Raw genomic sequence first — 25,915 nt, 5'->3', positions numbered from 1 at the left:
TGGAAGCGGGAATGAATGACCTTGCCGGAAAAAAAAACGCTTAAAGGTGAGTGACCACTATCACCACAGCCCGCGCCGTTATTGTATTAAATATGTTACCGCAGCGTTTAAAAAAGTAACAATCCTAAAATTTGGCGCTTAAGCCCAGGGTGTACAAATATTCTTCCTCCGACTGCTGGTTGTAGCTGATCTTCGCCCAGGGATGTAAATCACCATACTGCGTATCAACGCGCCACCCCAACGAGTTCACGCTGGCATGCCAGAGGGGATCGGTAAGCGGCTGCGTGGTAGTTACCTCACCAAATGCATTCACCGTTGCAGGGGGAGCGCCATCAGTGCGCCACGCCATGACGGGGCCGGTGGTAAAATGTCCCGCCACGGGAAAATTCCAGCCAACGCTCAGAACGGTTTCCGCATCTGAACCGGATGGGTCGTTCAGGGCAAAGCCCGCAGCATTCTGCGAATGGTTGATACGCTCCGCGAGAATATCTTCATAACGAGGTTGGTGATCGGCGTCCCATGTATAGCGTTCCGTCGTATTACTTTGTGCATCTGAAACGATATATTCCTGTTGCCACGCAAAAGCGGTGTTACATATAAGCAGGCAGGCTGAGACACCCACCAGGCCAGAAGCAGCATGGCGACCACTGATTTTTTTTAACATCATCAAAGCGACTCCAGAAAGAGCCGAGTTCGGCGATATATGTCATTGTTCGAAGAGGTATTAGGGCGTATAGCCCTGTATTAACTATTGTCTCTTTAGCAAACACGTCAAGCCGGGCAGATTGAAATTTTTGCGTTTACCGTATCAGGAAGGGAGATGACCTATGCAACGTTGCGGCTGGGTAAGCCAGGATCAGCTTTATATCGATTATCACGACAAGGAATGGGGCGTGCCGGAAACCGACGGTAAAAAACTGTTTGAAATGATTTGCCTTGAAGGCCAGCAGGCCGGGCTGTCGTGGATCACCGTTCTGAAAAAGCGTGAGAACTATCGCAAGGCCTTCCACCATTTCGATCCGGTTGCGGTGGCCGCCATGACCGACGAAGACGTGGAAAGGCTGGTTCTGGATACCGGTATCATCCGCCATCGCGGTAAAATTCAGGCCATGATTGGTAACGCGCGTGCTTATCTGGCGATGGAGCAAAACGGCGAACCCTTCTCAGCTTTTGTCTGGTCGTTTGTGGATAACGAGCCGAAGGTGACGCAGGCCGCCACGCTTGCAGAGATCCCAACGTCGACCCCCGCCTCAGATGCCCTGTCAAAAGCACTGAAAAAACGCGGCTTTAAGTTTGTGGGCACCACCATCTGTTACTCCTTTATGCAGGCCTGCGGGCTGGTCAATGACCACATTAAGGGCTGCTTCTGCCACCCGGAGGGCCACCATGATCCGCAAATGGCAAAGTGAGGATACCGCTCCGCTTTTGAGTCTGTGGCTGGAGAGCACCACCGAGGCGCATCCGTTTATCGACGCAAGTTACTGGCAAGCGAATGAAGCGGTAGTGCGGGATGATTACCTTCCCGCCGCCGAGACCTGGGTCTGGGAGGAAAACGGTACCCTGTGCGGTTTTATCAGCGTCATGCAGTTCCAGTTCGTGGGGGCGTTGTTTGTCGCCCCGGCGTTCATCGGAAGGGGGATCGGGCGTACGCTGCTGAACTATGTTCAGCAGCACTACCCATATTTAACCCTGGAGGTGTATCAGAAAAACGTGCGGGCGGTGAATTTCTATCATGCTCAGGGTTTTCGCATCGAAGACAGCGCCTGGCAGGATGATACCCAACACCCGACGTGGATCATGAGCTGGCAGGCGGATCAAATGCCGTAAGGGGAAGCGCCGGCCCCTCATATTTCTCCACCCATGCCAGCGCCGTATTCCCCGCACAGCCATTCCCCAGCTTCGAGCTGGGGAGATCTTTGGTCAGCACGTTTACGGCGCCGTTCTTACAAATACCGCCCTCGTCCAGCGCCAGATCCGGCCATGCTCCCTGATGAATGCAGAACACGCCTGGGCGGATCCCGTCACTCACCACGGCGCCAGCCAGCACCTGCCCGCGTGCGTTCCAGACGCGAACGAGATCGCCGTCGTTAATCCCCCGCGCCTTTGCATCGTCGCTATTCAGCGCGATCGGCTCACGACCCGCCACCGCATACTGCTCGCGCAGAGCCGAATAGTTGAGCTGGCTGTGCAGACGATGGGCAGGATGGGCAGACAGCAGCTGAAGCTGCCCCGGCTGCGCATTGCCATGCCATTCGTCCGGCTCCAGCCACGCCGGGTGCGGCGGGCAGTCCGCGTAGCCAAAGCTGGCGATGCGCTCGCTGTGGATCACAATCTTCCCGCTTTCGGTTTTTAACGGGTGATTCTCCGGATCGCGACGGAAGTCAGCAAAGCGCACAAACCGCGCGTTCTGCTCGCTTTCCGGCATTTCGAAGAGTTGATTCGCCTCCCAGAATTCAGCAAATGGCGGCAGCGTCACGCCCTGCGCAGCCCCGCGCTGGCAGGCAATCTGGTAAAACGTTTCCAGCCATTGCAGATCCGTTTTGCCCTCGGTGAAACGCTCCCGTCCGCCCGCTTCCCATAATTCACTCAGGTCAGCAAAGACGTCAAAATCATCCCGCGCTTCATCCCGGGGAGCCACGACGCGCTTCATCGGCACCATATGCTGGTTGCTGTAATCCCCCGTCATGGTGAGATCGTTACGCTCGAACGAGGTCGTGGCGGGCAAAACGATATCGGCATGTTTCGCTGACGCGGTCCAGAAGCACTCCGAGATCACCACCAGCTCCGGTTTCTGCCAGGCGCGGATCAGGCGGTTGGTATCCTGGTGATGGGTGAAGTTGGCCCCACCCGCCCACCAGACAAACTTAATATCCGGGAAATGGCGATCCTGACCGTTGTGCTGATAAAACCCGCCGGGGTTCTCCAGAGCTTCAACAATGCGTGCCACCGGAATTTTATCCACAGCGTCCACGCCACCCTGCACCGAGCCCTGCATGGACGCCAGCACCGCCGCTTTACGCGTCGGGTTGCCGCCGTTGGCAAAGTGATAGGAAAGGCCAAAACCGCCGCCGGGTGTGCCAATCTGCCCAAGCATCGCGGCGAGCGTCACCAGCATCCAGTGCTTCTGCTCGCCAAACTGCTGGCGCTGCATCCCCCATCCGGACATGAGCATCGTGACATGGCTATGGAATAACGCTGCCAGTTCGCGGATTTTAGCGGCATCAACGCCGCAAATCGCCGCAGCCCACTCTGCGGTTTTGGCGATACCGTCGGTTTTGCCCGTCAGATAGTCGGCAAATTTATCGAACCCCGTTGTGCAGCGCGTCAGAAATTCCGTGTCGTGCCAGCCGTTCTCCACCAGGGTGTGGGCGATACCCAGCATCATCGCCACGTCGGTGCCCATATGCGGCGCGATCCACTCGGCGCTGTCGCCGAAGAAATCAAGCGTTTCAGAACGCATCGGATCGATACAGATGATGCGCTTGCCGCTTTTGCGCAGCGCATCGAAGTAGGAAACGCCCTGCTCGTCGGACGCATTCCAGGCAATTTTAAGGGTATTGAGCGGGTTGGCGCTCCACAGCACCACCACCTCTGTATGCTCCAGCACCAGCGGCCAGCTGGTCTGTTGCTGATAAACCTCATTCCCGCCCACGACATACGGCATGATCGCCTGCGCCGCGCCGGTCGAGTAATCACCCAGATGGCCGGTATATCCTCCGGCCAGGCTCATATAGCGTTGCAGCAGGGTTGCGGCCTTATGCAGCACGCCGTTTGAGCGCCAGCCATAGGAGCCGGCAAAAATGGACGACGGGCCATAGCTGTCGCGGATGCGTTTATGCTGCGTATGGATCAGCGCCAGGGCATCGTCCCAGCTCACGCGCACGAACTCATCCTGCCCGCGAATACCTTGCGGTTTATCCGGTGACGCCAGAAAGCCTTTACGCACCATCGGCCAGCGTACGCGGGTTTTGCTATGTACCTGATCGCGAACGACGGTCTGTAAAGAGTTGAGATGGCGCGAAGGCAAAGCCCCGCGAGACGACAGCACGGTGTCGCCATCGGTTTCGACCAGCATCGGCCCCCAGTGGGCGGCGGTCAGAATGGTTTTTGTTGAGGTGCTCAAAGCGTGCGCTCCTGGTTGCGTGCAGGTATGACGGCCTTTCATTGAGGCAGTTTATCGTTTGTGACAAATTTCAGAGTTATACACTGAATTTTCTCCGTATTCGGACGTCATAATCCACTGCCACGTCCGTCGTGGCAAAGAATAAAAAGGATTAAGGAAATAAGATGAAAAAACGCGTACTCGTTATTGCCGCTCTGGTGAGCGGTGCACTGGCTGTTTCAGGCTGCACAACCAACCCTTACACCGGCGAACGCGAAGCGGGTAAATCCGGCATTGGCGCGGGTATTGGTTCCCTGGTGGGCGCTGGCGTTGGCGCACTCTCCTCCTCCAAGAAAGATCGCGGTAAAGGTGCGCTGATTGGCGCAGCGGCAGGCGCAGCCCTGGGCGGCGGCGTGGGTTATTACATGGATGTGCAGGAAGCAAAACTCCGTGACAAAATGAAAGGTACAGGCGTGAGCGTGACGCGCAGCGGTGACAACATCATCCTGAACATGCCAAACAACGTGACCTTTGACAGCAGCAGCGCGACGCTGAAACCCGCAGGCGCGAACACCCTGACCGGCGTGGCCGCGGTGCTGAAAGAGTACAACAAAACTGCCGTGAACGTGATTGGCTACACCGACAGTACCGGCAGCCAGGATCTGAACATGCGTCTGTCGCAGCAGCGTGCCGATTCCGTGGCCAGCTCGCTGATCACCCAGGGCGTAGAAGCGAACCGCATCCGCACCAGCGGCATGGGGCCGGCTAACCCGATCGCCAGCAACAGCACGGCGGAAGGCAAAGCGCAGAACCGCCGCGTTGAGATTACGTTGAGCCCTGTGCAGTAGGTAAAAGCAAAACGGCAACCCTGTTGCCGTTTTAGTGTTTGCGCCCTCTCCCGTGGGAGAGGGTTGGGGTGAGGGCATCAGACCGCCACCTGGCAAATTGCTTGATTCGCCAGATTTTCCCGTTAAGGTATTCTCACTAAATTCAGGAAAATCAGCGATGAGCAAACCAACCCGGGCCACCATCAGCGACGTGGCGAAAGCCGCCAAAACCGGTAAAACCAGCATTTCGCGCTACCTCAACGGCGAGAAACACCTGCTTTCCGATGCGCTGCTGGCGCGAATTGAACAGGCCATTGCCGATCTCGACTACCGTCCCAGCCTGATGGCGCGCGGCCTCAAGCGGGGTCGTACCCGTCTGATTGGCCTCATCATCGCCGATATCACCAACCCTTACTCCGTTAACGTCCTCAGCGGCATTGAGGCGGCGTGCCGTGAGAAAGGCTTTACCCCGCTGGTCTGTAACACCAATAACGAAGTTGATCAGGAGTTGCACTACCTCGATCTGCTGCGCAGCTATCAGGTGGAAGGGATCGTGGTCAATGCCGTCGGGATGCGCGAAGAGGGACTAAATCGCCTGCAACAATCGTCGCTGCCGATGGTGCTTATTGACCGCAAAATCCCGGAATTTGCCTGCGATGTGGTCGGGCTGGATAACACCCAGGCGGCCACCACTGCCACCGAACATCTGATTGAACAGGGTTTCGAAGCCATTTTGTTCCTGAGCGAACCGCTGGGTATGGTTAACACCCGCCGCGACCGCCTGGCTGCATTTCGTGCCACGCTGGCGCGTTATCCCGGTGTGATCGCCGAAAATGCCGAAATCCCCCTCCATGAAGCCGGTCAGCTGGATAATACCCTGCGCCAGTTCCATACCCGCCATCGGGGTATGCGCAAAGCGGTGATCTCCGCGAACGGGGCGCTGACGCTTCAGGTTGCCCGCTCGCTTAAACGCATTGGCCTGCACTGGGGCAGCGACATCGGCTTACTCGGCTTTGATGAACTGGAGTGGGCTGAACTTGCTGGCGTAGGCATTACCACCCTCAAACAACCCACCTGGCAGATCGGCTATGCCGCGGTTGAACAAGTGGTTCGCCGCATTGAAGGCACCCGCGACGCCGTACGCGAGCAGGTTTTTTCTGGCGAGCTGATCGTTCGCGGCTCTACTGCCCGTTAATTTCCCCTTCGTGACAGCGATCATAAATTCAGCATCCCGATCTTTTCTTTGGAACCGGTTCCATCTAGCGTAATACTATCGATTACGCCCTGGAGTCAGGAAATGAGCAGGAAAATTATGGTGGTCACCGCCGCGTATGGCGCGGATCAGGTGCGACAAGCAGGCGGTCAACGGGCGATGCTTCCCGTTATTGCCGGCGCAGGGGCTGATGGCGTTGAAATCCGCCGCGAGCTCTTCAGCAGCGACGAGTTAATGGCCCTGCCTGCGCTCGGCGAGTCCATTGAACTGCTGGGTTTACTGGCGTGCTACTCCGCCCCGGCCCCCCTGTTTATGCCCGATGGAACCCTCAACCCGGATCTTCCGCGCTACCTTAGCGAAGCCAGCACCCTGAACGCCCTGTGGCTTAAAGTCTCGCTGGGCCATTTCAGCGACAAACAACCGCTTGAAGCCCTGCGCGTACTGCTGGATGAAAGCGGCATGACGCTGGTGGTGGAAAACGACCAGACCGACTGCGGTCAGCTCGCTCCGATGCAGCGCTTCAAAGCCGCCTGCCGGGTAATGGCGCTGCCGGTCACGCTGACGTTCGATATGGGCAACTGGCTGTGGGTTGGCGACTCCCCGGAAGAGGCTGCACGTCAGTTGGCTCCCGCCGTGAGCTACATTCATGTGAAGGCCGCGGTCCCGCATAAGGCGCAATTCCGCGCCGTCGCGCCGGATCAGACCGATTCTCGCTGGCGGGATCTGCTTAATCAACTGCCTGCCGATGCGCCACGCGGTATCGAATTTCCGCTGGAAGGGACGGATCTCACCGCCGTCACCCGCCATTACGTCAACCTGCTGCGCGAGGAGTAAACCATGCACAAGACGCTGGATGTCATCACCATCGGCGAGGCCATGGCGATGTTTGTCGCCACCGAAACAGGCGAGCTGAACGCAGTGGAGCACTTTATCAAACGCGTTGCAGGTGCTGAGCTGAATGTTGCTACCGGCCTTGCGCGGCTGGGGCTGAATGTTGGCTGGGTAAGCCGCGTGGGAAATGACAGCTTTGGCCATTTCGTACTCGACTCGCTGAAAAAAGAGGGCATTGATGCCGCAGGCGTGACTCTCGACGGACGCTTCCCGACGGGCTTTCAGCTGAAATCTAAAGTTGAAAATGGAACCGATCCCATCGTGGAGTATTTCCGTAAAGGCTCAGCGGCAAGCCATCTCTCCGTGGATGATTATCACGCCGCGTATTTCTCCTCCGCGCGCCACCTGCACCTGAGCGGCGTGGCGGCGGCGCTCTCGGCCAGTTCGTACGATTTACTCGATCATGCCGCTTCGGCAATGAAAGCGCAGGGCAAAACGATCTCCTTTGATCCAAACCTGCGTCCGGTGCTGTGGAAAAGCGAAGCGGAGATGGTTGAGAAACTCAACCGACTGGCGTTTCAGGCGGACTGGATACTGCCGGGGGTAAAAGAGGGAATGATCCTCACTGGCGAGAGCACGCCGGAAGGCATTGCTGATTTTTACCTCAACAAAGGAGTAAAAGCCGTGGTGCTGAAAACCGGTGCTGACGGTGCATGGTTCAAAACTGCCGACGGCGAGCAAGGCGCCGTCGCTGCGGTAAAAGTCGACAACGTGGTCGATACCGTGGGTGCGGGCGATGGGTTTGCCGTCGGGATCATCAGCGCCCTGCTGGAGGGCAAACCGCTGTCGCAGGCCGTGGCGCGAGGCAACAAAATTGGTTCGCTGGCGATTCAGGTGCAGGGCGACAGCGAAGGATTACCAACACGAGCAGAGCTCGGAATCTAAATTCTCTCTCCCACAGGGAGAGGGCCAGGGTGAGGGCAGCAATCCGCACCAGATAATTAAGCCACCGTGTACCCTACAGACAACGGCGGCAACAACCTCAACAACAGAGGCAAGCCTATGAACAGTTCGACCAATGCAGTAAAACGCTGGTGGTACATCATGCCAATCGTGTTTATCACGTACAGCCTGGCGTACCTGGATCGTGCCAACTTCAGTTTTGCATCCGCCGCCGGGATCAACGAAGACCTCGGGATCACCAAAGGGGTCTCCTCCCTGCTGGGCGCCCTCTTCTTCCTGGGTTATTTCTTCTTCCAGATCCCCGGCGCGATTTACGCTGAACGCCGCAGCGTGCGAAAGCTCATTTTCATCTGCCTGATCTTATGGGGTGCCTGTGCATCGCTTACTGGCGTGGTGAATAACATTCCTGCTCTGGCGGCTATTCGCTTTATTCTCGGCGTGGTTGAGGCGGCCGTCATGCCAGCAATGCTGATTTACATCAGCAACTGGTTCACAAAATCTGAGCGTTCACGTGCCAATACGTTCCTGATACTCGGTAACCCGGTCACCGTGCTGTGGATGTCGGTGGTTTCCGGCTATCTGATCCAGTCCTTCGGCTGGCGCGAGATGTTCATCATCGAAGGGGTTCCCGCGATTATCTGGGCCTTCTGCTGGTGGGTGCTGGTGAAAGATAAGCCAGCCCAGGCAAAATGGCTTTCTGAAGACGAAAAAGCCGCACTCCAGGCGCAGCTGGATAAAGAGCAGCAGGGGCTGAAAGCGGTGCGTAACTACGGCGAAGCCTTCCGCTCCCGGAACGTTATTCTGCTATGCGCACAGTATTTTACCTGGAGTATTGGCGTGTACGGCTTTGTTCTGTGGCTGCCGTCGATTATCCGCAGCGGCGGTGAAAACCTTGGCATGGTGGAAGTGGGCTGGCTGTCATCAGTGCCTTACCTGGCTGCAACCATCGCGATGATTATCGTCTCCTGGGCATCGGACAAGCTGCAAAACCGTAAGCTGTTCGTCTGGCCACTCCTGCTGATCGCTGCTTTTGCCTTCATTGGTTCCTGGGCCGTAGGCGCGAACCACTTCTGGGCCTCGTATACGCTGCTGGTGATTGCGGGTGCGGCCATGTATGCCCCCTATGGTCCGTTCTTTGCCATCATCCCGGAAATGCTGCCGCGTAACGTCGCAGGGGGCGCGATGGCGCTGATCAACAGTATGGGTGCGCTGGGTTCGTTCTTTGGCTCGTGGTTTGTGGGCTATCTGAACGGCGCCACCGGCAGCCCTTCAGCTTCTTACATCTTTATGGGGGTGGCGCTTTTTGCCTCGGTATGGCTTACTCTGATCGTTAAGCCTGCTAATAATCAACAGCTACCCGTCGGCGCACGCCACGCCTGAATCCTTTTAAATCAACGGAGATTAGCATGAAGCCGTCCGTCATTTTGTACAAAGCACTGCCTGAAGATCTGCAAAAACGCCTGGAGGAACACTTTACCGTTACCCGGGTAAAGAACCTCAGCCCGCAAACCGTGGCACAGCACGCCGACGCGTTTGCCTGCGCCGAGGGCCTGCTGGGTTCAAGCGAAAAGGTGGATGCAGCGCTGCTGGAGAAAATGCCGAAGCTTCGTGCAACCTCAACCGTTTCTGTGGGCTACGACAATTTCGACGTGGATGCGCTTAACGCGCGCAACATCCTGCTGATGCACACGCCACATGCTCTGACGGAAACCGTCGCCGACACGCTGATGGCGCTGGTGCTCAGCACTGCTCGTCGCGTGGTGGAGGTGGCTGAGCGCGTGAAAGCGGGCGAATGGACCAAAAGCATTGGCCCGGACTGGTTCGGCGTGGACGTACATGGCAAAACGCTGGGGATTGTTGGGATGGGCCGTATCGGTCTGGCGCTGGCACAGCGCGCCCATTTCGGCTTCAACATGCCCATTCTGTATAATGCCCGCCGTCATCACGCTGAAGCTGAAGAACGTTTCAACGCCCGTTACTGCGAGCTTGATACGTTGTTGCAGGAAGCCGACTTTGTCTGCCTGATCCTGCCGCTGACGGATGAAACGCGTCATCTCATCGGCAGGGCGGCGTTTGAAAAGATGAAGAAGTCGGCCATTTTCATCAACGCAGGTCGCGGCCCGGTGGTCGATGAGAAGGCGCTGATTGAGGCACTGCAAAACGGTGAGATCCACGCCGCCGGTCTGGACGTGTTTGAACAGGAGCCACTGCCGGTGGATTCTCCGCTACTGAACATGCCAAACGTCGTCGCCCTGCCCCACATCGGCTCTGCAACTCATGAAACACGCTACAACATGGCGGCGACCGCCGTGGATAATCTGATTGCCGCGCTCGGCGGTAAAGTGGATAAGAACTGCGTTAACCCGCAGATACAACAGTAGAAACGAAAAAACCCGCCAGAAGGCGGGTTTTTGAATTTTGTGCTACTGGGTTGGAAGCTTACAGGCTTACAACGTTACCAGCTGCTGGGCCTTTAGCGCCGCTTTCGATGGTGAAGGAAACTTTCTGACCTTCATCCAGAGATTTGTAGCCATCGTTCTGGATAGCAGAGAAGTGTACGAACACGTCTTTAGAGCCATCGTCAGGAGTGATGAAGCCGAAACCTTTATCAGCGTTGAACCATTTTACCAGACCAGTCATTTTAGCAGACATAGAAATTACCTTATTAACAAATATATTGTGCCTTCCGGCTTGATGGATTGCGTTACAGATTTTTAAGCGATGAAGGAAGGGTCACTACGAAGGGTATCTATGGATAACAATCTGGACTGCTTTACTAAACTGCTTTAGGTCTGTGTAACAAACCGACGAAGATAGTTATACCGATATGGTAGAAGAATGACAAGCGTTATTTTCATCATGCATAAAAAAACCCCGCCGAAGCGGGGGTTTTTCTTATTCCGTTGCAGCGACCGCTGCGCTCCAGGCCTGGCTAAAGGCCTGATGCTGGGACGCCAGCGGCCCTATCAGCGTATTGTACTGACTCGCCTGCTGGGAGGTCGGGAACTGGATACCGTTAGAGACGAAGCTCACCTGCGTACCCTGCTCATTAATAAAGTCACCCACCTGAACCAGCTGCTGAGTAAAGACCTGCGCCGCCGGGATCAGTGGTTGCAAGGCGTTTGACGGCTTGGTCACGACTTTCTCATACACCTGGTCATAAACCGGCTTGAGATCCTCGTCCTGCTTCAACGCGGAGCGCGACGCATCAGCCTGCATTTTGGCATTTTGCAACTGCTGGCTCAGCACCCCAAGGGCGCCGTTGGACTGGCGCAGCGGTTCGCGCTGGGTCATATAATCCTGTGGAACGCGAATGGCATTGACGCTATCCACGACCGGGCGAATGCCCGAATCCATCGCCTGGCTTACCTGCTGTGAATAGCCATACAGAATGGCGTAATCCGACACGAATGGACCAAACTGTTTTTTCTGATCCGCAGTCAGCGTTGGTAAACGCTCGCCGCTACGCATCACTGTATTCTGTAAAAAATCGATAAACGCTTTGCGCTGATCGCCTTCTTTATCGAAACACCCACTCAGGCTAACAACCATCAACAACGCCGCAATAGGCGCAAACCAGCGAGAGCAGGACTTTCCTGTCGCCATTTTATTACTCCTTTCACCCAAAAAGCGCACACCGGCACACGCGTGCCCAACGCTGACAAGGATAGTCCAGGTCAGCCTTGCAAGATAGAGTTTTCATGCAAAACGGGTATTGCCGTTTTTGTACTGACTATTTACAAAAAAATACCTGTGCATCCCTACATATGATTAATCAGGTAATTAGCATAACTATCCATATAGCTGAAACGGGTAAAGCGATCGTTATCGCACAATTAATCACAACCGTGACGATCCTGTGTTTGGTTTAGGGACTATTCTTAACATGCTCTCTGATGTTCATGATCCCGATGTGTGATTTATGAGGAGTTCTCAATGGAATTAAAAGATCCTGAGTTTGAGCTGCTGAGCAGCCTGGAACAGATTATTTTTAAAGATGTACCGCCGACGGTTACCCTGAATCAAAAGTCCAATCCTTTTAGTGAATTTGAGCGTTTACGCAAAGGGTCGGGCCTGAAAACAGATGAATTCGCAAGAGCGATGGGTGTCAGCGTAGCGATGGTGCTGGAGTGGGAGTCAAAGCGTGAAAAACCTACCCCAGCCGAGCTAAAGCTGATGCGCCTGATCCAGGCAAACCCTGACCTTCGCAAGCAGTTAGCCTGATAAAGTTTGTTTGCCCCCGCCCTTGCGGGGGCTTGTGTTTAGAAGCTTTCACATCGCCATCCCGACTCTTCCCACACCAGCTCATGCGTCAGCTTTAATCCTGCTAAAAACGCTTCATCGTGCGACACCACCAGCAGCGCGCCGGGATAATCGGCCAGGGCCGCTTCAATGGCCTGAACGGAAGCCAGATCGAGGTGGTTGGTCGGCTCATCCAGAAGCAACAGCTGCGTTGCCGCTTCACGCCACAATACGCAGGCCAGCGCGGCCTTCAGGCGCTCGCCGCCGCTTAGATCGGCCAGTGGAAGTGTCACTTTCTCTGCGCCCAGCTGAACCTGCGCTAAACGGGTACGCAGCGCCCCCTCTTCGAGCGGCGTATTGCCCAGGCTAAGGTGTGTCATCACCGACTGCGACAGATCCAGCCGGGAAAGATGCTGATCGAGATAAGCACATCTGACGGAGACCTTACAGGTTCCCGTAACAGGGGCGGTTTCGCCCAACATCACTTTCAACAGCGTGGATTTCCCACAGCCGTTCGGCCCGCGTAGCGCCACGCGCATCGGGCCATCCATTCGCCAGTTTATCGGGGAGACAGGCACGTGCGGAAGCACCAGTTCTTCCAGCACCAGCACCTGTTTTCCCTCCGGGATTTCACTGCCCGGCAGGGTAAACATCACCGCGTTATCCTCTTCAACCCGCTCGCGTGCCTGGTTAACCGCAGCGTTCAGGGCATGATTTTGATCGCTATGCTTTTTTTTCCAGGAACCAATCCGCTCTTTCGCCGCCCCTTTGTATTTGACCCGTTCAAACGAGGCGATGTTAAGGCTGTCGACCGTGCGAAGCGTTTTGGCCGAACGACGCTGGCTGTCGTCATGCTCTTTATGCATACGGGCGCGGGTACGCTTGCGTTCGGTGGCAGCATGCTCCAGCGCGGCGCGGGCAGCCAGCTGCTCAGCATTACGCTGGGTTCGATAGTCAGCATAATTCCCGCCGTAGCTGCGCAAGCCCAACGCGCTCAGTTCAAGGATACGCGGTACCTGGGCCAGCAACTCACGGTCGTGAGAGGCCACCAGCACCCCGCCATGATACCGGGAAAGCTGCTCGTAGAACCAAACGCGGCCTTGCCTGTCGAGGTGGTTGGTCGGTTCGTCCAGCAGCAGGTAATCAGCATCCGCGGTGAATGCGCCGCACAGCAAGGCACGAATGCGCTCGCCGCCGCTTAGCTCTGCCGCGCGTTTGTTCGGCTCAAAAGAGGGAAGTTTTGCAGCGATAAAAGCCTGGCTTAGCCGTTCAGCCAGATCCCAGTAACCATCGAGCGTGTCGAGATCGTCGGGTTTATAATGACCGCCGTCGATGCGCGCGCGCGCCGCAAAGATCGCGTCGTAACCAAGCAGTCCGGCAAGAGTCGTATCCGCAGAAATATCCTGCTGCTGCGCCACATAGACGTGTGTACCAAAGCGCTCAACGTGACCGCTGGCGGGTTCATCAACCCCTGCCAGCAGACGCAGAAGGCGTGTTTTACCGCTGCCGTTGCGGCCGACCAGCGCGCACACTGACGCATCCAGAGAAAGATTCAGTGGACCAAAAAGGATATCGCCCGTCGCAAACTGACAGGTGACCTGATGCAAAATAAAAGAGGGGGATTGCGCAAAATGAGCCATAAGCACTCCTGAATGAAATCAAAACATCCCCTGCCGACGCGATGCGTTGAGCAAGGATCGAAATTCATCAGTCGTGTTTGTTCATTTTTGGGGGGCGCTCCTGAGGGCGAAATTTAACGGGAACAAGAATAACGGCAATGCGCCGCCCATTTCAAGGTTAAATTTTCACCAGCGCTATTGCCCGAGCGTAAAAAACCCGCCGAAGCGGGTCTCACAATCAGATAAACGCAAACGCATCGCCAAACAGACGATCTTCCCGCGCGTCACGCTCGTTGCAGAACAGGTCGCGGGCAATTTTCGCCATTTCAAAGCGACCGGCAATGTAGATATCGTGCCCGGCCAGCGTTCCGTGATCCTGCAATACCGCAGTCAGCACCGTGCCGCTGCGCCCGCGCCAGCCCTCTTCCGGCTGCTCGACGACCGGCTCGATGCGCAGGTTTGGATGATTGACGCTCAGCGCTTCCAGCTCAGACAGATCGTAAAGGTGCTTCTCTTCACGGCCGCCCCAGTAGATGGTGATATCGCGATTTGGATTACGCGCCAGCGCCGTCAACAGAATAGAGCGGACATAGGAGAAGCCTGTACCACCGGCAATCAGGATCAGCGGACGGTCTTCGTCTTCACGCAGCCAGGCCTCGCCATGAGGAATATCGACCACGATTTCACGCTCTTTCAGGATGCGATCCATCACGGCCATCGCGTACAGGTTAAGCTCAGACGCACCAATATGCAGCTCAATAAATTCCTTCTCTGCTGGCGTTGAGGCCATAGAGAAAGGACGCTTATCACGCTCGTCCATCACGACCATCAGGTACTGACCGGCACGGAATGAGAATGCCGCTTCAGGAACCAAACGGACGCGATATACGGTGTCGGTAATAGCATCTACCGACGTCACTTTACAGCTTAAGGTTGTCATTCGCTCTCTCTGTCGGGAAGTCTATAGGGCTAAACGGTCTTATTCTGCCTTACCGTTATTCATTATGGCCAGCTCGTCCCAGATCGCGTCAATTCGCGCGGTCACGGCAGGATCTTTTTCGATCGGGCGACCCCATTCACGGTCGGTTTCGCCAGGCCATTTGTTCGTGGCATCCAGTCCCATTTTTGAACCAAGGCCGGAAACCGGCGAGGCAAAGTCCAGATAATCAATCGGCGTGTTTTCCACTAACACCGTATCACGCGCCGGATCCATACGCGTGGTGATGGCCCAGATGACGTCATTCCAGTCGCGGGCATTGACGTCATCATCGCAGACAATCACAAACTTGGTATACATAAACTGGCGCAGGAAAGACCATACGCCCATCATCACGCGCTTAGCGTGACCGGCATACTGCTTCTTCATCGTCACCACCGCCAGGCGATACGAACACCCTTCCGGCGGCAGATAAAAATCAACAATTTCCGGGAACTGCTTTTGCAGGATCGGCACGAACACTTCGTTCAGCGCCACGCCAAGTACCGCCGGTTCATCCGGTGGACGGCCGGTGTAGGTAGAGTGATAGATGGCATCTTCACGCTGGGTAATGTGCGTGACGGTGAATACCGGGAAGTTATCCACTTCGTTGTAATAGCCGGTGTGGTCGCCGTACGGTCCTTCGGGTGCCAGCTCGCCCTGTTCAATGTAACCTTCCAGCACGATCTCTGCGCTGGCTGGCACTTCCAGGTCATTGGAGATGCACTTCACCACTTCGGTTTTGGTGCCGCGCAGCAGCCCTGCAAAGGCATATTCAGACAGCGTATCAGGAACAGGCGTCACCGCGCCCAGAATGGTTGCCGGATCGGCACCCAGCGCGACGGAAACCGGGAAGCGTTCGCCCGGATGGGCCGCGCACCACTCCTGGAAATCCAGCGCCCCGCCGCGATGGGACAACCAGCGCATGATGAGCTTGTTTTTGCCAATCAGCTGCTGGCGATAAATGCCGAGGTTTTGACGCTCTTTATGCGGCCCACGCGTCACGGTGAGGCCCCAGGTAATCAGCGGTGCGGCATCTTCAGGCCAGCACTGCATGATGGGAATTTTGGTCAGATCAACTGCATCGCCTTCCAGCACTTTTTGCTGGCATGGCGCGCCGCGCAGGCGTTTGGTGGGCATATTCAACACCTGCTTAAACTGCGGCAGCTTGTCGAACAGGTCGCGGAACCCTTTTGGCGGCTCCGGCTCTTTCAGAAAGGCCAGCAGTTTGCCCACTTCACGCAGCGCCGTGACATCTTCCTGCCCCATGCCCATCGCCACGCGGCGAGGTGTGCCAAACAGGTTGCACAGTACCGGCATAGCGTAGCCTTTTGGGTTTTCAAACAGCAACGCCGGGCCGCCCGCGCGCAGGGTGCGGTCAGCGATTTCTGTCATTTCCAGATACGGATCAACAGGAAGCGTAATGCGTTTGAGTTCGCCCTGCTTTTCCAGCAGCGCCAGGAAGTCGCGTAGATCGTGGTATTTCATGCAGTTAATCATGGCCTCTCTGTAAGCGCTTCATTATACGGCGTAAGACCGCGTGATGCTGTAATTTTGTTAAATTAGCGTGAACTTCCACGACTTACTCTCTTTTTCGCCATTATAATCACCTTAGCGATCCCGCCAGGGTTTTGGTATGCTTGCGCCCCGAACAATGGGAAGAGTGATTATGCAGGCCTGGTATTTACTGTATTGCAAACGCGGGCAACTTCAGCGCGCACAGGAACATCTTGAACGTCAGTCTGTTAACTGCCTGACGCCCGTGATCACGCTTGAAAAAATGCAGCGTGGAAAACGCACGACCGTCAGTGAGCCTCTGTTCCCGAACTATCTGTTCGTTGAGTTCGACCCCGAAGTGATCCACACCACGACGATCAGCGCCACGCGCGGCGTCAGCCATTTTGTACGTTTTGGCGCCCATCCGGCAAGAGTACCGTCATCGGTTATTCATCAGCTCTCTGTCTACCAGCAGCCTGAAGATATTACCGATCCGGAAACCCCTTATGCCGGGGACAGCGTGGTGATCACCGAAGGCGCTTTTGAAGGGTTACAGGCCATCTTCGCTGAACCAGACGGTGAAGCGCGTTCTATGCTGCTGCTCAACCTGCTGAACAAAGAGGTGTTGCAAAGCGTTAAAAACACCGATTTCCGCAAAGTTTAGAACTGCACGCCGAACAGACGACGCACGTTGTCATCGGTTTGGGCTGCCAGCCACTGCGCATCTTCCCCGCGCCAGTACGCCACTCGCTCAGCAATGTGTCCCAGATAAGCCGGTTCGTTACGTCGTGATGCCGGTTTGGGCTGCATATCCCGGGGCAACAGATACGGCGCATCCGTTTCCAGCAACAAACGCTCGGCCGGGATTACGGATAACAGCTCGCGCAGCTCCAGCCCACGACGCTCATCGCACACCCAGCCCGTGATACCCAAGTAAAGCCCTCGGTTCAGGCAATCCAGCGCTTCCTGACGGGAGCCCGTAAAGCAGTGCAACACCGCGCCTGGCAGTTTCTCCAGCCAGGGGTCCAGTAGCGCCAGAAAACGTTCATGCGCATCGCGACAGTGCATAAACACCGGCATCCCCAGCTCTGCAGCCAGCGCGAGCTGGGCGGTAAATGCCTTCTCCTGCTCTTCAGGCGTCGAGAAATTACGGTTGAAATCAAGCCCGCATTCGCCAATGGCAACCACTTCTGGCGTAGCCGCCAGACGATGAAGCGCCTCAGCGCTTTCATGCGTCCACTGGCTGCTGTCATGAGGATGCACGCCTGCGGTGGACCAGCAGTGTTGATAGCGTTGCGCCAGCAGCTGTGCCTGCTCGCTGTCATACAGGTTCGTTCCCGTCAGTAACAGCCCGTTCACGCCGGCGGCAAAGGCGCGCGCCACCACCTCATCGCGGTCTTTCGCAAACTGGGCGCTGGTCAGGTTAAGCCCGATATCAAACATACGTATCCCCATATGACAACCGCCCTGACGGGCGGTTGGTTTTATTCTTTAGTGGTCTCTTCAGACGGCTCGTCTTCTTCGTCCCGGGTACGCCCCTTTCCGACGTAGAAACGAGCGAAGAATACGCCGACTTCAAACAGGCAGTACATGGGTATCGCCAGTAAGGTTTGCGAGAAGACGTCCGGTGGCGTTAACAGCATACCTACGACAAATGCCCCCACCAGGATGTACGGGCGCTTCTTACGCAGATCGTCAGGCGTGGTCACCCCCACCCAGCAGAGCAGGACAATCGCGACGGGCACCTCGAAGGCGACACCAAAGGCCATAAACAGCGCCATAACGAAGCTGAGGTAGCTGGCGATGTCCGTCGACACCTGTACCCCTTCCGGCGCGGTATGCGTCAGGAAGCCGAAGGCCAGCGGGAAGACAACGAAGTAGGCGAACGCCATACCGATATAAAACAGCAGCGAACTGGACACCAGCAGCGGAATAACCAGCTTGCGTTCATGCCTGTACAGCGCGGGTGCCACAAATGCCCAGACCTGATACAAAATGACCGGCGCAGAGGCAATCAACGACACCCAGAAGGTCAGCTTGATCGGGGTAAAGAACGGCGAGGCAACGTCCGTTGCAATCATCGTTGCGCCCAGCGGCATCTGCTTAATCAGCGGTGCGGAAACCACCTGATAGATATCGTTGGCAAAATAGACCAGACATAAAAAAATGAGGAAAACCGCAATAATGCAGTTTAACAGACGCTTACGCAGCTCAATGAGGTGCGTAATCAGCGGTTGAGTATCATCTACTGCCATGTTTACGCTTTATCACTCGACGAGGGGGATGATTCGGAAACGGGCGCGGCGGGTTTTACCTCAGCCGTTTTGACCACGGGCTCTTCCGGCGGCACCTGCTTTTTCACTTCGGGCTTCTGCGGCGATTGCTCTGGCGAAGCAGCCTGATGCTCCGCGCTGGAAGGCGTCACACCCTCGCGCTGCTCTTCGCTGCCCTTCACCACCGGATTATGGATGGTGTTTGCTTCATCACTCGCCTTCTCAGGATCGTTAACGCTGTATGAGCGCTTCATGGATTCAGCCGCTTCGCGCAACTCATCCATGGATGCTTTCAGCTCCGGCGTCAGGTTATCCATGCTCGCCTTTTCAACCTTTTTCAGGCTGTCCTGAAATTCCTGAAGCTTCAGTTCCTGCGCCAGCTCGTTCTGCACGGTCGTTGCCAGCGAACGGAGCGCACGCACCCAGCCCACGACAGTTTTTACCGCAACGGGTAAACGCTGCGGCCCCAGCACAATCAAACCAATCACAAAGACCAGCAGTAACTCACCAAAACCTATGTCGAACACGAATTACACCTGCTCTTTATCGTGACGTTTGGCCTCTTCCTTTTTGGCTTCGTCCTGCTTATCGGCGATAGATTTAGCGGTAAAATCAGCGTCCTGACCGCTTTTTTCCTGCTTATTCTCATCATCGCTCATGGCTTTCTTGAAGCCTTTGATTGACGCGCCCAGGTCGGAACCAATTGATCCGAGTTTTTTCGTGCCGAACAGCAGCACAACGATGACGGCAATGATCACTAACTGCCAGATACTGATACCACCCATGCGTGTTCCCCAGTGATAGATGATTAATTAGTCAGATCGCATTATACGTATGCAATCCCTCGATAGCGACGCTAATTCAGCGTGTTTTTTGCCAGCCAGCAAGCCAGACAACCACACCGGCAGCCATAATCCAGGCTGGCATCATTTCCCAGTCCGGACGATTGATCAACAGCAACGTGCCGCTTATCAGCAGCGTCGCGCCAATTCCGAAGAGATAGCGGGACTGCCCCTGACGCACGCGACTGGATTGAAGCTCGTGCGCGATTTTATCCATGCTGTGCTGAAGGTTCTTGCTCTGACGCAAACTGTCGTAAACCAGTTCAGGAATTTCTGGCATTTTTTCAATCCAGAACGGGCCTTTCTCTTTAAGCGAGCGAACCAGGGCTGGAATACCGACCTGATCCTTAATCCAGGATTCGAGGAACGGTTTCGCGGTTTTCCACAAGTCTAACTGAGGATAGAGCTGGCGGCCTACGCCCTCAACGTAAAGTAATGTTTTCTGAAGTAAAACTAATTGTGGCTGCACTTCCATATTAAAACGGCGTGCGGTGTTGAACAGGTTGAGCAGAACATGCCCGAAAGAGATCTCTGAGAGCGGCTTTTCAAAAATTGGCTCACAGACGGTACGGATCGCAAATTCAAACTCTTCCACGTTGGTATCTGGCGGAACCCAGCCTGAATCCACGTGCAGTTCGGCCACCTTACGGTAGTCGCGATTGAAGAAAGCGATAAAGTTCTCGGCGAGATAACGCTTATCCTCTTTATTCAGCGAGCCGACAATACCGCAGTCGATGCCGATGTATTTCGGGTCTTCCGGGTGCTCATAGCTGACGAAAATGTTGCCCGGATGCATGTCAGCATGGAAGAAGCTGTCGCGGAAAACCTGAGTAAAGAAGACCTGCACGCCGCGCTCGGCCAGCAGCTTCATGTTGGTGCCCTGTTTTTCCAGCGCTACCACGTCCGAGACCGGGATGCCGTAGATACGTTCCATCACCATCATGTTCTGACTGCAATAGTCAGAATAGACTTCAGGAACATACAGCATCGGGCTGTCTTCAAAGTTTCGACGCAGCTGAATGGCGTTCGCCGATTCACGCAGCAGGTTAAGTTCATCGATGAGCGTTTTTTCGTATTCCCGTACCACTTCCAGCGGACGCAGACGGCGGCCATCCGGCAGCAGACGCGGCACCCAGCGAGCCAGGCGATAGATCAGCTTCATGTCCGCTCTGATAACCGGCAGGATATCCGGGCGAATCACCTTAATGACCACCTCTTTGCCATTCTCCTTCAGGCGCGCGGTGTGAACCTGCGCAATAGAGGCAGAGGCCAGAGGCTGAATGTCGAAATCATCAAACCAGGTCTCGATGGGGATATTGCCCATCGCTTCTTCGATTTGTTTCTTCGCTCTCTCTCCGTCAAACGGAGCGACGCGGTCCTGCAATAGCGCGAGCTGATCGGCAATCTGCGGCGGGAAAAGGTCGCGACGCGTTGAGAGCATCTGCCCAAACTTGATCCAGACCGGTCCCAGCTCCTGCAACGCAAGACGCAGGCGTGCGCCCAGCTCCTGATCCTTATGGCGATTCGGCATCCAGAACAGCGTGCGACGCCAAAGCCGAAGCGGCAGGGTGATACGCATTCTGGGGATAAGCTCGTCGAGCCCGTAGCTCAAAAAGGTGCGAACGATAAAATAGAGGCGCCGAATTTCACCAGGCGTCATTTGCCCTCCAGTTTTTCCAGCCGTTTGGTTAACGCATCAACTGCGCGCTCAACTGCCGCGGTCTCTTCTGCAAACCAGGCGACTTCTAAAGGCCCAGGCGCCATACGCCACTCTTCGGTCAGCACCTCGGCAGCATAGCGCTGTTGACGGAGCAGGCCTTTACGCAGGAAAGTGGAACCCGTGCGCAGCGTTTTGCTTATCCCTTCAGCCGCGATGTCGCCGATATAGGGCGCCAGCAGTTCCGCGGGGTCAAATTCAGCCTGATCGCTGAGTGCAACGAAGTTCTGTACCACCTGAATATCGCCCTCGACCTCCAGCTCACCGCTGCGAATAAGCGCCGTCATCTGCTGACGGTCACGCAGTTTTGGCAATACGCTCATGTGCGTAATCACCGAGCAGTCAGCCTCGCCTTCCCACTCCCCCAGAACGTCAAGCTGGCGTTCGCTGAAGACCAGCACAAGCGGCGTCGAGAACTCTTTTAAAACGATACGCAGCACCTTTCCGTTAAGCCGCTGACGTGCGGTTTTCAGCGCCGGGGCGCGATACAGAAAGGCATTCAGTACATTCTCGATGCCTGCGGTGACTAAGGGTTTAATGGGCACGGGAAACCTCCACTCAGAACTTGTAACCACGATGCAGCGCGACGACACCCGCCGTCATATTGAAGTATTCCACGTTTTCAAACTCCGCATCCTGCATCATCGCTTTCAGCGTGTCCTGATCCGGGTGCATTCGGATGGATTCGGCCAGATAACGGTAACTTTCTGCATCGTTTGCCACCAGCTCGCCGATGCGCGGCAGAACGTGGAAGGAATAGGCATCGTAAGCTTTGCTCAGCGGGTCGATAATCGGTTTAGAAAACTCGAGTACCAGCAGTCGGCCGCCCGGCTTCAGCACGCGGTACATAGAGCGCAGCGCTTTATCTTTATCGGTCACGTTACGCAGGCCGAAGGAGATGGTGATGCAGTCGAACGTATTGTCCGGGAACGGCAGCGCTTCGGCGTTGGCCTGAACATATTCAACGTTGCCTACCACGCCGATGTTACGCAGCTTTTCGCGTCCCATTTTCAGCATGGAGTCGTTGATATCTGCCAGCACCACGCGACCGGTTTCGCCAACCAGACGGGAGAATTTAGCGGTCAGATCCCCTGTGCCGCCGGCTAAATCCAGTACCTTTTGTCCACGGCGCACGCCGCTGCAATCAATAGTGAAGCGCTTCCACAAGCGATGAATGCCAAACGACATCAAATCATTCATCACATCGTACTTCGCCGCCACGGAATGAAATACGTGGGCCACCATGTCAGCTTTCTGCGCTTTGGCGACAGTCTGAAAGCCAAAGTGCGTTGTGTCTTGTGAATCGTCAACCATCTCAGAGCCTGCTAATCAGTCAAATGTTCGTGAAGTGTAACAGATTGGGCGCATTTGCCCTACGTTTCAACCACCGTGAAAGAAACGCGCCGACTGCGCTTCGGGGGATAAACTCGCCGCTAACCCATTGTCTTCATTGCGGCTATTTTGCTCACCATCGCCTTCACGCAGACGAAACTCTTCGTCCTGAGCCGTAGCCTGCTCCACCAGTTCCGGATTAATCTCGCGTTTAACTTCCACCCCCAGGCTGCGAAACGCCTCCGCCTGCGCCAGCAAATTGCCGCGCCCGGAGGAGAGTTTTTTCATTGCCTGGCGGTAGTTATCCTGCGCGCGATCCAGGCTTTGCCCCACCGAGGACATATCGTCCACAAACAGCCGCATTTTGTCGTACAGCTTGCTGGCGCGATCGGCAATCTGCTGCGCGTTTCGGCTTTGGTGCTCATAACGCCACAGGTTGGCAATGGTACGTAACGCCACCAGCAGCGTGGTGGGGCTGACCAGCATAATGTTATTTTTCAGCGCTTCGGTGATCAGTTCGGGCTGTCTGTCGAGCGCCAGCAGGAAGGCTGGCTCAACCGGAATGAACATCAGCACATAATCCAGCGATCGCAGCCCCGGCAATTGTTGATAATCTTTTCTGCCCAGCAGACGGATATGGTTACGCACGGAGGCGATATGCTCCTGCAACGCTGTTTCGCGGGTATAGTCATCTTCCGCGTTGAAGTAGCGCTCATAGGCCACCAGCGTCATTTTGGCGTCGATAACCACATCTTTGCCCTGCGGCAGACGAACAATGACATCCGGCTGCATCCGCGAGCGCGCATCGTTTTCAATGCTGACCTGCGTTTCGTATTCGTATCCTTCACGCAGGCCAGAGGCCTCCAGCACGCGCGTCATGACCACTTCGCCCCAGTTTCCCTGCGCTTTGTTATCACCTTTCAGTGCGCGCGTCAGGTTAACCGCCTCCTGAGCCATCTGCGCATTCAGCTGCTGGAGATTACGGATCTCATGCGCCAGCGTGTGGCGCTCGCGAGCCTCCTGACCAAAGCTGTCCTGCACCTGACGGCGAAAGCCGTCCAGCTGTTCACGCAGCGGCGTCAGAAGGCTGTTCAGGCTCTGGCGGTTCTGCTCATCCACGCGGCGATTGCTGTGCTCAAAAATGCGGTTCGCGAGGTTCTCAAACTGCTCGCTAAGACGCTGCTCGCTGTTGATCATCTGACGGATTTTGTCTTCGGCGTGCAGTTGGGTGGATTCAAGGCGGGTGGTCACTTCCCGGAGATCGGCCTCCAGCGAGGTGTTAATGTCGCGAAGATTGCGCAGTTCGTTATTGAGCAGTTCACACTCATCGCGCCAGTGGTCACACAGCGCAAGCTGTTGTTTCGTCGCGCTGAGTTCGGCGACGATCTCTTCGCGCTCTGCCAGCTGATCGGCTTTCTGCTGAGCATGTTGGTAGCCGCAAATGAGCCAGCCAATCCCCACGCTCACCAGCGCAACTACCGCATAAACCAGGATTGAGATATCCACAATGCCCCCTGCATCCACGTGTAACCCGCACAAAATAGAATTGTGCTGTATGAACGTCCAGTTTGAAAGGGTTTTCCTGCGAGGCGTTACGCAAAAAAGAAAGGCCGAGCATGTCGGCCTTTTAGCACTGAAGAGAGAATTAGATCAGACGGCGCGCCGCTTCAACCACGATTTTCACCGCATGGCTTTCAGTCTGCTTCATGGTTTCAGCGTTCGGGATCTCCTGCTGGGTACGGTTGACGATAACGCCCGCCACCATACCGGCACGCAGACCCTGGCTTGCGCACATGGTCAGCAGCGTCGCAGATTCCATTTCGTAGTTCATGACGCCCATCGACTGCCACTCTTCCATTGAGCCTTTGAAACGGCTCACCACGCGACCAGAGAAGGTGTCGTAACGCTCCTGGCCCGGGTAGAAGGTATCGGATGATGCCGTGACGCCCACATGGGTGGTGGCGCCCACGGATTTCGCCGCTTCAACCAGTGCGGTGGTGCATTCGAAATCAGCCACTGCCGGGAATTCCATCGGTGCAAAGTGCAGGCTTGCCCCGTCCAGACGCACGGATGCGGTGGTAACCAGCACGTCGCCCACGTTGATGTGCGGCTGAATGGCGCCTGTGGTGCCAATGCGCAGGAAAGTACGAATGCCCAGCTGTGCCAGCTCTTCAACGGCGATAGAGGTAGACGGGCCACCGATACCGGTAGAGCACACGATCACCGCTTTACCGTCCAGCTCTGCGCGCCAGGTGGTGAATTCGCGATGCGCTGCCAGCTTAACCGGCTTATCCATCAGCGCGGCGATCTTTTCCACACGCTCAGGATCGCCAGGGACGATAGCAAGCGTAGCCCCTTGTAAATCGTTTTTAGTGAGGCCGAGATGAAAAACATCAGACTTAGACATAGGTGACTCCTCTGTGGGTCGGTTTGTCAGAAGAAGTAAAACGGTACTTTACAGAAGCAATGTGCATTATTTCGTGACACACCTCACCATGAATGAAAATGATTGCAGTTAATTTCCATAAAATGGTGATTCACATCACATTAACAAGTTATATCGCCGGGTGCTGCACAAAAGATAGACGCTATAAGGCACTGTGGGTTGTTAACCTGGTGTCTATATTTATCTTTGCGCTAATCCATTCATTGGTACGGAGAATGCCATGACTGAAAAAACCGGTTTTGCACCTGCTGCGGCCCCGCATGCTTCAACCATCGTCTCAACCCCTGAAGAGGCCATTACCGCAGGCGAGACCTCCATTCCCTCCCAGGGAGAGAACATGCCAGCGTACCACGCGCGGCCAAAATCCGCCGATGGCCCGCTGCCCATCGTGATCGTGGTGCAGGAAATATTTGGCGTTCATGAACATATTCGCGACCTCTGCCGCCGTCTGGCGCTGGAGGGTTACCTGGCCGTTGCGCCGGAACTCTATTTCCGTCAGGGCGATCCGAATGATTACAGCGACATCCCGACGCTGTTCAGCAACCTGGTCAGCAAAGTGCCGGACGCGCAGGTGCTGGCCGATCTCGACCACGTTGCCAGCTGGGCAGCGCGCAACGGTGGCGATGCGCATCGTCTGATGGTGACTGGCTTCTGTTGGGGCGGACGCATTAGCTGGTTGTACGCCGCGCATAACCCGCAGCTAAAAGCGGCCGTGGCCTGGTACGGCAAGCTGGTGGGTGAAAAAACGCTGAATTCACCGAAGCAACCTGTTGATATTGCGACGGATTTAAATGCGCCTGTGTTGGGGCTCTATGGCGGTCAGGATACCGGGATCCCGCTTGATACGGTCGAGACCATGCGCCATGCGTTGCGCGCAGCAAACGCGAAGGCGGAAATTGTGGTGTATCCGGAAGCCGGGCACGCCTTTAATGCCGATTATCGTCCGAGCTATCATGCGGAATCGGCGAAAGATGGCTGGCAGCGGATGCTGACATGGTTTAGCCAGTACGGCGGGAAAAAAGCGTAAAAGCAAAA

At 55.7% G+C, this 25,915-nt stretch carries 27 protein-coding genes; 11 read left to right on the top strand and 16 right to left on the bottom strand.

Going from position 1 to position 25,915, the window contains the following annotated elements; translation table 11 throughout:
* Window positions 1-124 precede the first annotated feature (124 nt).
* On the bottom strand, window positions 125-667 hold the full coding sequence (locus tag BFV65_RS01085; protein WP_023299064.1) for a lipase: 543 nt from the start codon (window positions 665-667) through the stop codon (window positions 125-127).
* Between the two features lie 160 nt (window positions 668-827).
* Between BFV65_RS01085 and tag the strand changes: the two genes are divergently transcribed.
* Window positions 828-1,409 carry a DNA-3-methyladenine glycosylase I gene (tag, locus tag BFV65_RS01080; RefSeq protein ID WP_045621359.1) on the top strand — a complete coding sequence of 194 codons (582 nt, stop codon included), beginning with the start codon at window positions 828-830 and terminating at the stop codon, window positions 1,407-1,409.
* Window positions 1,387-1,827: an N-acetyltransferase gene (locus BFV65_RS01075; protein WP_045621357.1), complete on the top strand. Its 441-nt coding sequence runs from the start codon at window positions 1,387-1,389 to the stop codon at window positions 1,825-1,827. Before tag ends, BFV65_RS01075 begins: the two co-directional genes overlap by 23 nt.
* On the opposite strand, the gene BFV65_RS01070 is transcribed toward BFV65_RS01075, so the two are convergent.
* Entirely contained in the window at window positions 1,796-4,165 is a 2,370-nt protein-coding gene (locus BFV65_RS01070) for a molybdopterin guanine dinucleotide-containing S/N-oxide reductase (protein WP_069596138.1), read from the bottom strand. The genes BFV65_RS01075 and BFV65_RS01070 overlap by 32 nt on opposite strands.
* A gap of 122 nt (window positions 4,166-4,287) precedes the next feature.
* On the opposite strand from BFV65_RS01070, the gene BFV65_RS01065 reads away from it, so the two are divergent.
* The 6 genes from BFV65_RS01065 (at window position 4,288) to ghrB (ending at window position 10,317) form a co-directional block, all read left to right on the top strand.
* Window positions 4,288-4,950 (top strand): OmpA family lipoprotein, encoded by a 663-nt coding sequence (locus BFV65_RS01065; RefSeq protein ID WP_022646688.1) that lies wholly within the window; start codon window positions 4,288-4,290, stop codon window positions 4,948-4,950.
* Window positions 4,951-5,107: 157 nt separating this feature from the next.
* Entirely contained in the window at window positions 5,108-6,124 is a 1,017-nt protein-coding gene (locus BFV65_RS01060; RefSeq protein ID WP_032626516.1) for a LacI family DNA-binding transcriptional regulator, read from the top strand.
* 102 nt (window positions 6,125-6,226) lie between these two features.
* Window positions 6,227-6,976, top strand: coding sequence for a sugar phosphate isomerase/epimerase family protein (locus BFV65_RS01055; protein WP_023305240.1), 750 nt, complete (start codon window positions 6,227-6,229; stop codon window positions 6,974-6,976).
* A 3-nt stretch (window positions 6,977-6,979) separates the two neighbouring features.
* Complete coding sequence (locus BFV65_RS01050) at window positions 6,980-7,918, top strand: sugar kinase (RefSeq protein WP_069596137.1); 939 nt, start codon at window positions 6,980-6,982, stop codon at window positions 7,916-7,918.
* Window positions 7,919-8,035: 117 nt separating this feature from the next.
* On the top strand, window positions 8,036-9,316 hold the full coding sequence (locus BFV65_RS01045) for an MFS transporter (protein ID WP_001089079.1): 1,281 nt from the start codon (window positions 8,036-8,038) through the stop codon (window positions 9,314-9,316).
* Between the two features lie 26 nt (window positions 9,317-9,342).
* Window positions 9,343-10,317, top strand: a complete 975-nt coding sequence (ghrB, locus tag BFV65_RS01040) for a glyoxylate/hydroxypyruvate reductase GhrB (protein WP_022646684.1) — start codon at window positions 9,343-9,345, stop codon at window positions 10,315-10,317.
* Between the two features lie 58 nt (window positions 10,318-10,375).
* On the opposite strand, the gene cspE is transcribed toward ghrB, so the two are convergent.
* Window positions 10,376-10,588: a transcription antiterminator/RNA stability regulator CspE gene (gene cspE, locus BFV65_RS01035; protein ID WP_003860775.1), complete on the bottom strand. Its 213-nt coding sequence runs from the start codon at window positions 10,586-10,588 to the stop codon at window positions 10,376-10,378.
* A 243-nt stretch (window positions 10,589-10,831) separates the two neighbouring features.
* The gene (locus tag BFV65_RS01030) at window positions 10,832-11,542 is read right to left on the bottom strand and encodes a DUF3053 domain-containing protein (RefSeq protein WP_023299059.1); all 711 of its coding nucleotides are present in this window, start codon (window positions 11,540-11,542) and stop codon (window positions 10,832-10,834) included.
* A gap of 330 nt (window positions 11,543-11,872) precedes the next feature.
* On the opposite strand from BFV65_RS01030, the gene BFV65_RS01020 reads away from it, so the two are divergent.
* Window positions 11,873-12,160 (top strand): HTH-type transcriptional regulator, encoded by a 288-nt coding sequence (locus tag BFV65_RS01020; RefSeq protein ID WP_003860776.1) that lies wholly within the window; start codon window positions 11,873-11,875, stop codon window positions 12,158-12,160.
* Window positions 12,161-12,198: 38 nt separating this feature from the next.
* Here BFV65_RS01020 and BFV65_RS01015 read toward each other — a convergent pair whose 3' ends face one another.
* The 3 genes from BFV65_RS01015 to ubiD form a co-directional block, all read right to left on the bottom strand.
* Complete coding sequence (locus BFV65_RS01015) at window positions 12,199-13,818, bottom strand: ABC-F family ATP-binding cassette domain-containing protein (protein ID WP_069596136.1); 1,620 nt, start codon at window positions 13,816-13,818, stop codon at window positions 12,199-12,201.
* A gap of 217 nt (window positions 13,819-14,035) precedes the next feature.
* Window positions 14,036-14,737 carry an NAD(P)H-flavin reductase gene (fre, locus tag BFV65_RS01010; protein WP_003860778.1) on the bottom strand — a complete coding sequence of 234 codons (702 nt, stop codon included), beginning with the start codon at window positions 14,735-14,737 and terminating at the stop codon, window positions 14,036-14,038.
* 39 nt (window positions 14,738-14,776) lie between these two features.
* On the bottom strand, window positions 14,777-16,270 hold the full coding sequence (gene ubiD, locus BFV65_RS01005) for a 4-hydroxy-3-polyprenylbenzoate decarboxylase (RefSeq protein ID WP_088581798.1): 1,494 nt from the start codon (window positions 16,268-16,270) through the stop codon (window positions 14,777-14,779).
* Window positions 16,271-16,442: 172 nt separating this feature from the next.
* Between ubiD and rfaH the strand changes: the two genes are divergently transcribed.
* Window positions 16,443-16,934 (top strand): transcription/translation regulatory transformer protein RfaH, encoded by a 492-nt coding sequence (gene rfaH / locus BFV65_RS01000; RefSeq protein WP_032626529.1) that lies wholly within the window; start codon window positions 16,443-16,445, stop codon window positions 16,932-16,934.
* On the opposite strand, the gene tatD is transcribed toward rfaH, so the two are convergent.
* From tatD to udp, 9 genes are all read right to left on the bottom strand, one after another.
* Window positions 16,931-17,713 carry a 3'-5' ssDNA/RNA exonuclease TatD gene (tatD, locus tag BFV65_RS00995; RefSeq protein ID WP_069596135.1) on the bottom strand — a complete coding sequence of 261 codons (783 nt, stop codon included), beginning with the start codon at window positions 17,711-17,713 and terminating at the stop codon, window positions 16,931-16,933. The two genes, rfaH and tatD, sit on opposite strands and share 4 nt — an antisense overlap.
* Window positions 17,714-17,754: 41 nt before the next feature.
* Window positions 17,755-18,525 (bottom strand): Sec-independent protein translocase subunit TatC, encoded by a 771-nt coding sequence (gene tatC, locus BFV65_RS00990; protein ID WP_022646678.1) that lies wholly within the window; start codon window positions 18,523-18,525, stop codon window positions 17,755-17,757.
* Between the two features lie 2 nt (window positions 18,526-18,527).
* Window positions 18,528-19,070: a Sec-independent protein translocase protein TatB gene (gene tatB / locus BFV65_RS00985; protein ID WP_038415050.1), complete on the bottom strand. Its 543-nt coding sequence runs from the start codon at window positions 19,068-19,070 to the stop codon at window positions 18,528-18,530.
* Between the two features lie 3 nt (window positions 19,071-19,073).
* Complete coding sequence (gene tatA / locus BFV65_RS00980; RefSeq protein WP_022646676.1) at window positions 19,074-19,328, bottom strand: Sec-independent protein translocase subunit TatA; 255 nt, start codon at window positions 19,326-19,328, stop codon at window positions 19,074-19,076.
* 76 nt (window positions 19,329-19,404) lie between these two features.
* Window positions 19,405-21,045, bottom strand: a complete 1,641-nt coding sequence (gene ubiB / locus BFV65_RS00975) for a ubiquinone biosynthesis regulatory protein kinase UbiB (protein ID WP_022646675.1) — start codon at window positions 21,043-21,045, stop codon at window positions 19,405-19,407.
* Complete coding sequence (gene ubiJ, locus BFV65_RS00970; protein ID WP_022646674.1) at window positions 21,042-21,647, bottom strand: ubiquinone biosynthesis protein UbiJ; 606 nt, start codon at window positions 21,645-21,647, stop codon at window positions 21,042-21,044. Before ubiJ ends, ubiB begins: the two co-directional genes overlap by 4 nt.
* Before the next feature lie 13 nt (window positions 21,648-21,660).
* On the bottom strand, window positions 21,661-22,416 hold the full coding sequence (gene ubiE / locus BFV65_RS00965) for a bifunctional demethylmenaquinone methyltransferase/2-methoxy-6-polyprenyl-1,4-benzoquinol methylase UbiE (protein WP_022646673.1): 756 nt from the start codon (window positions 22,414-22,416) through the stop codon (window positions 21,661-21,663).
* Between the two features lie 66 nt (window positions 22,417-22,482).
* A complete protein-coding gene (rmuC, locus tag BFV65_RS00960) occupies window positions 22,483-23,940 on the bottom strand; it encodes a DNA recombination protein RmuC (protein WP_023299053.1) in 1,458 nt (485 codons plus the stop codon).
* 139 nt (window positions 23,941-24,079) lie between these two features.
* The gene (udp, locus tag BFV65_RS00955) at window positions 24,080-24,841 is read right to left on the bottom strand and encodes a uridine phosphorylase (RefSeq protein WP_003860792.1); all 762 of its coding nucleotides are present in this window, start codon (window positions 24,839-24,841) and stop codon (window positions 24,080-24,082) included.
* 259 nt (window positions 24,842-25,100) lie between these two features.
* On the opposite strand from udp, the gene BFV65_RS00950 reads away from it, so the two are divergent.
* Complete coding sequence (locus BFV65_RS00950) at window positions 25,101-25,907, top strand: dienelactone hydrolase family protein (RefSeq protein ID WP_023299052.1); 807 nt, start codon at window positions 25,101-25,103, stop codon at window positions 25,905-25,907.
* The last annotated feature ends 8 nt before the right edge of the window (window positions 25,908-25,915 follow it).

The organism is Enterobacter hormaechei subsp. hoffmannii (genome assembly GCF_001729745.1).
In the GTDB taxonomy this organism is placed as follows: domain Bacteria; phylum Pseudomonadota; class Gammaproteobacteria; order Enterobacterales; family Enterobacteriaceae; genus Enterobacter; species Enterobacter intestinihominis.
The sequence above is the reverse complement of the archived record's forward strand: the minus strand, read 5'-3'. Positions and strand labels throughout refer to the sequence as shown.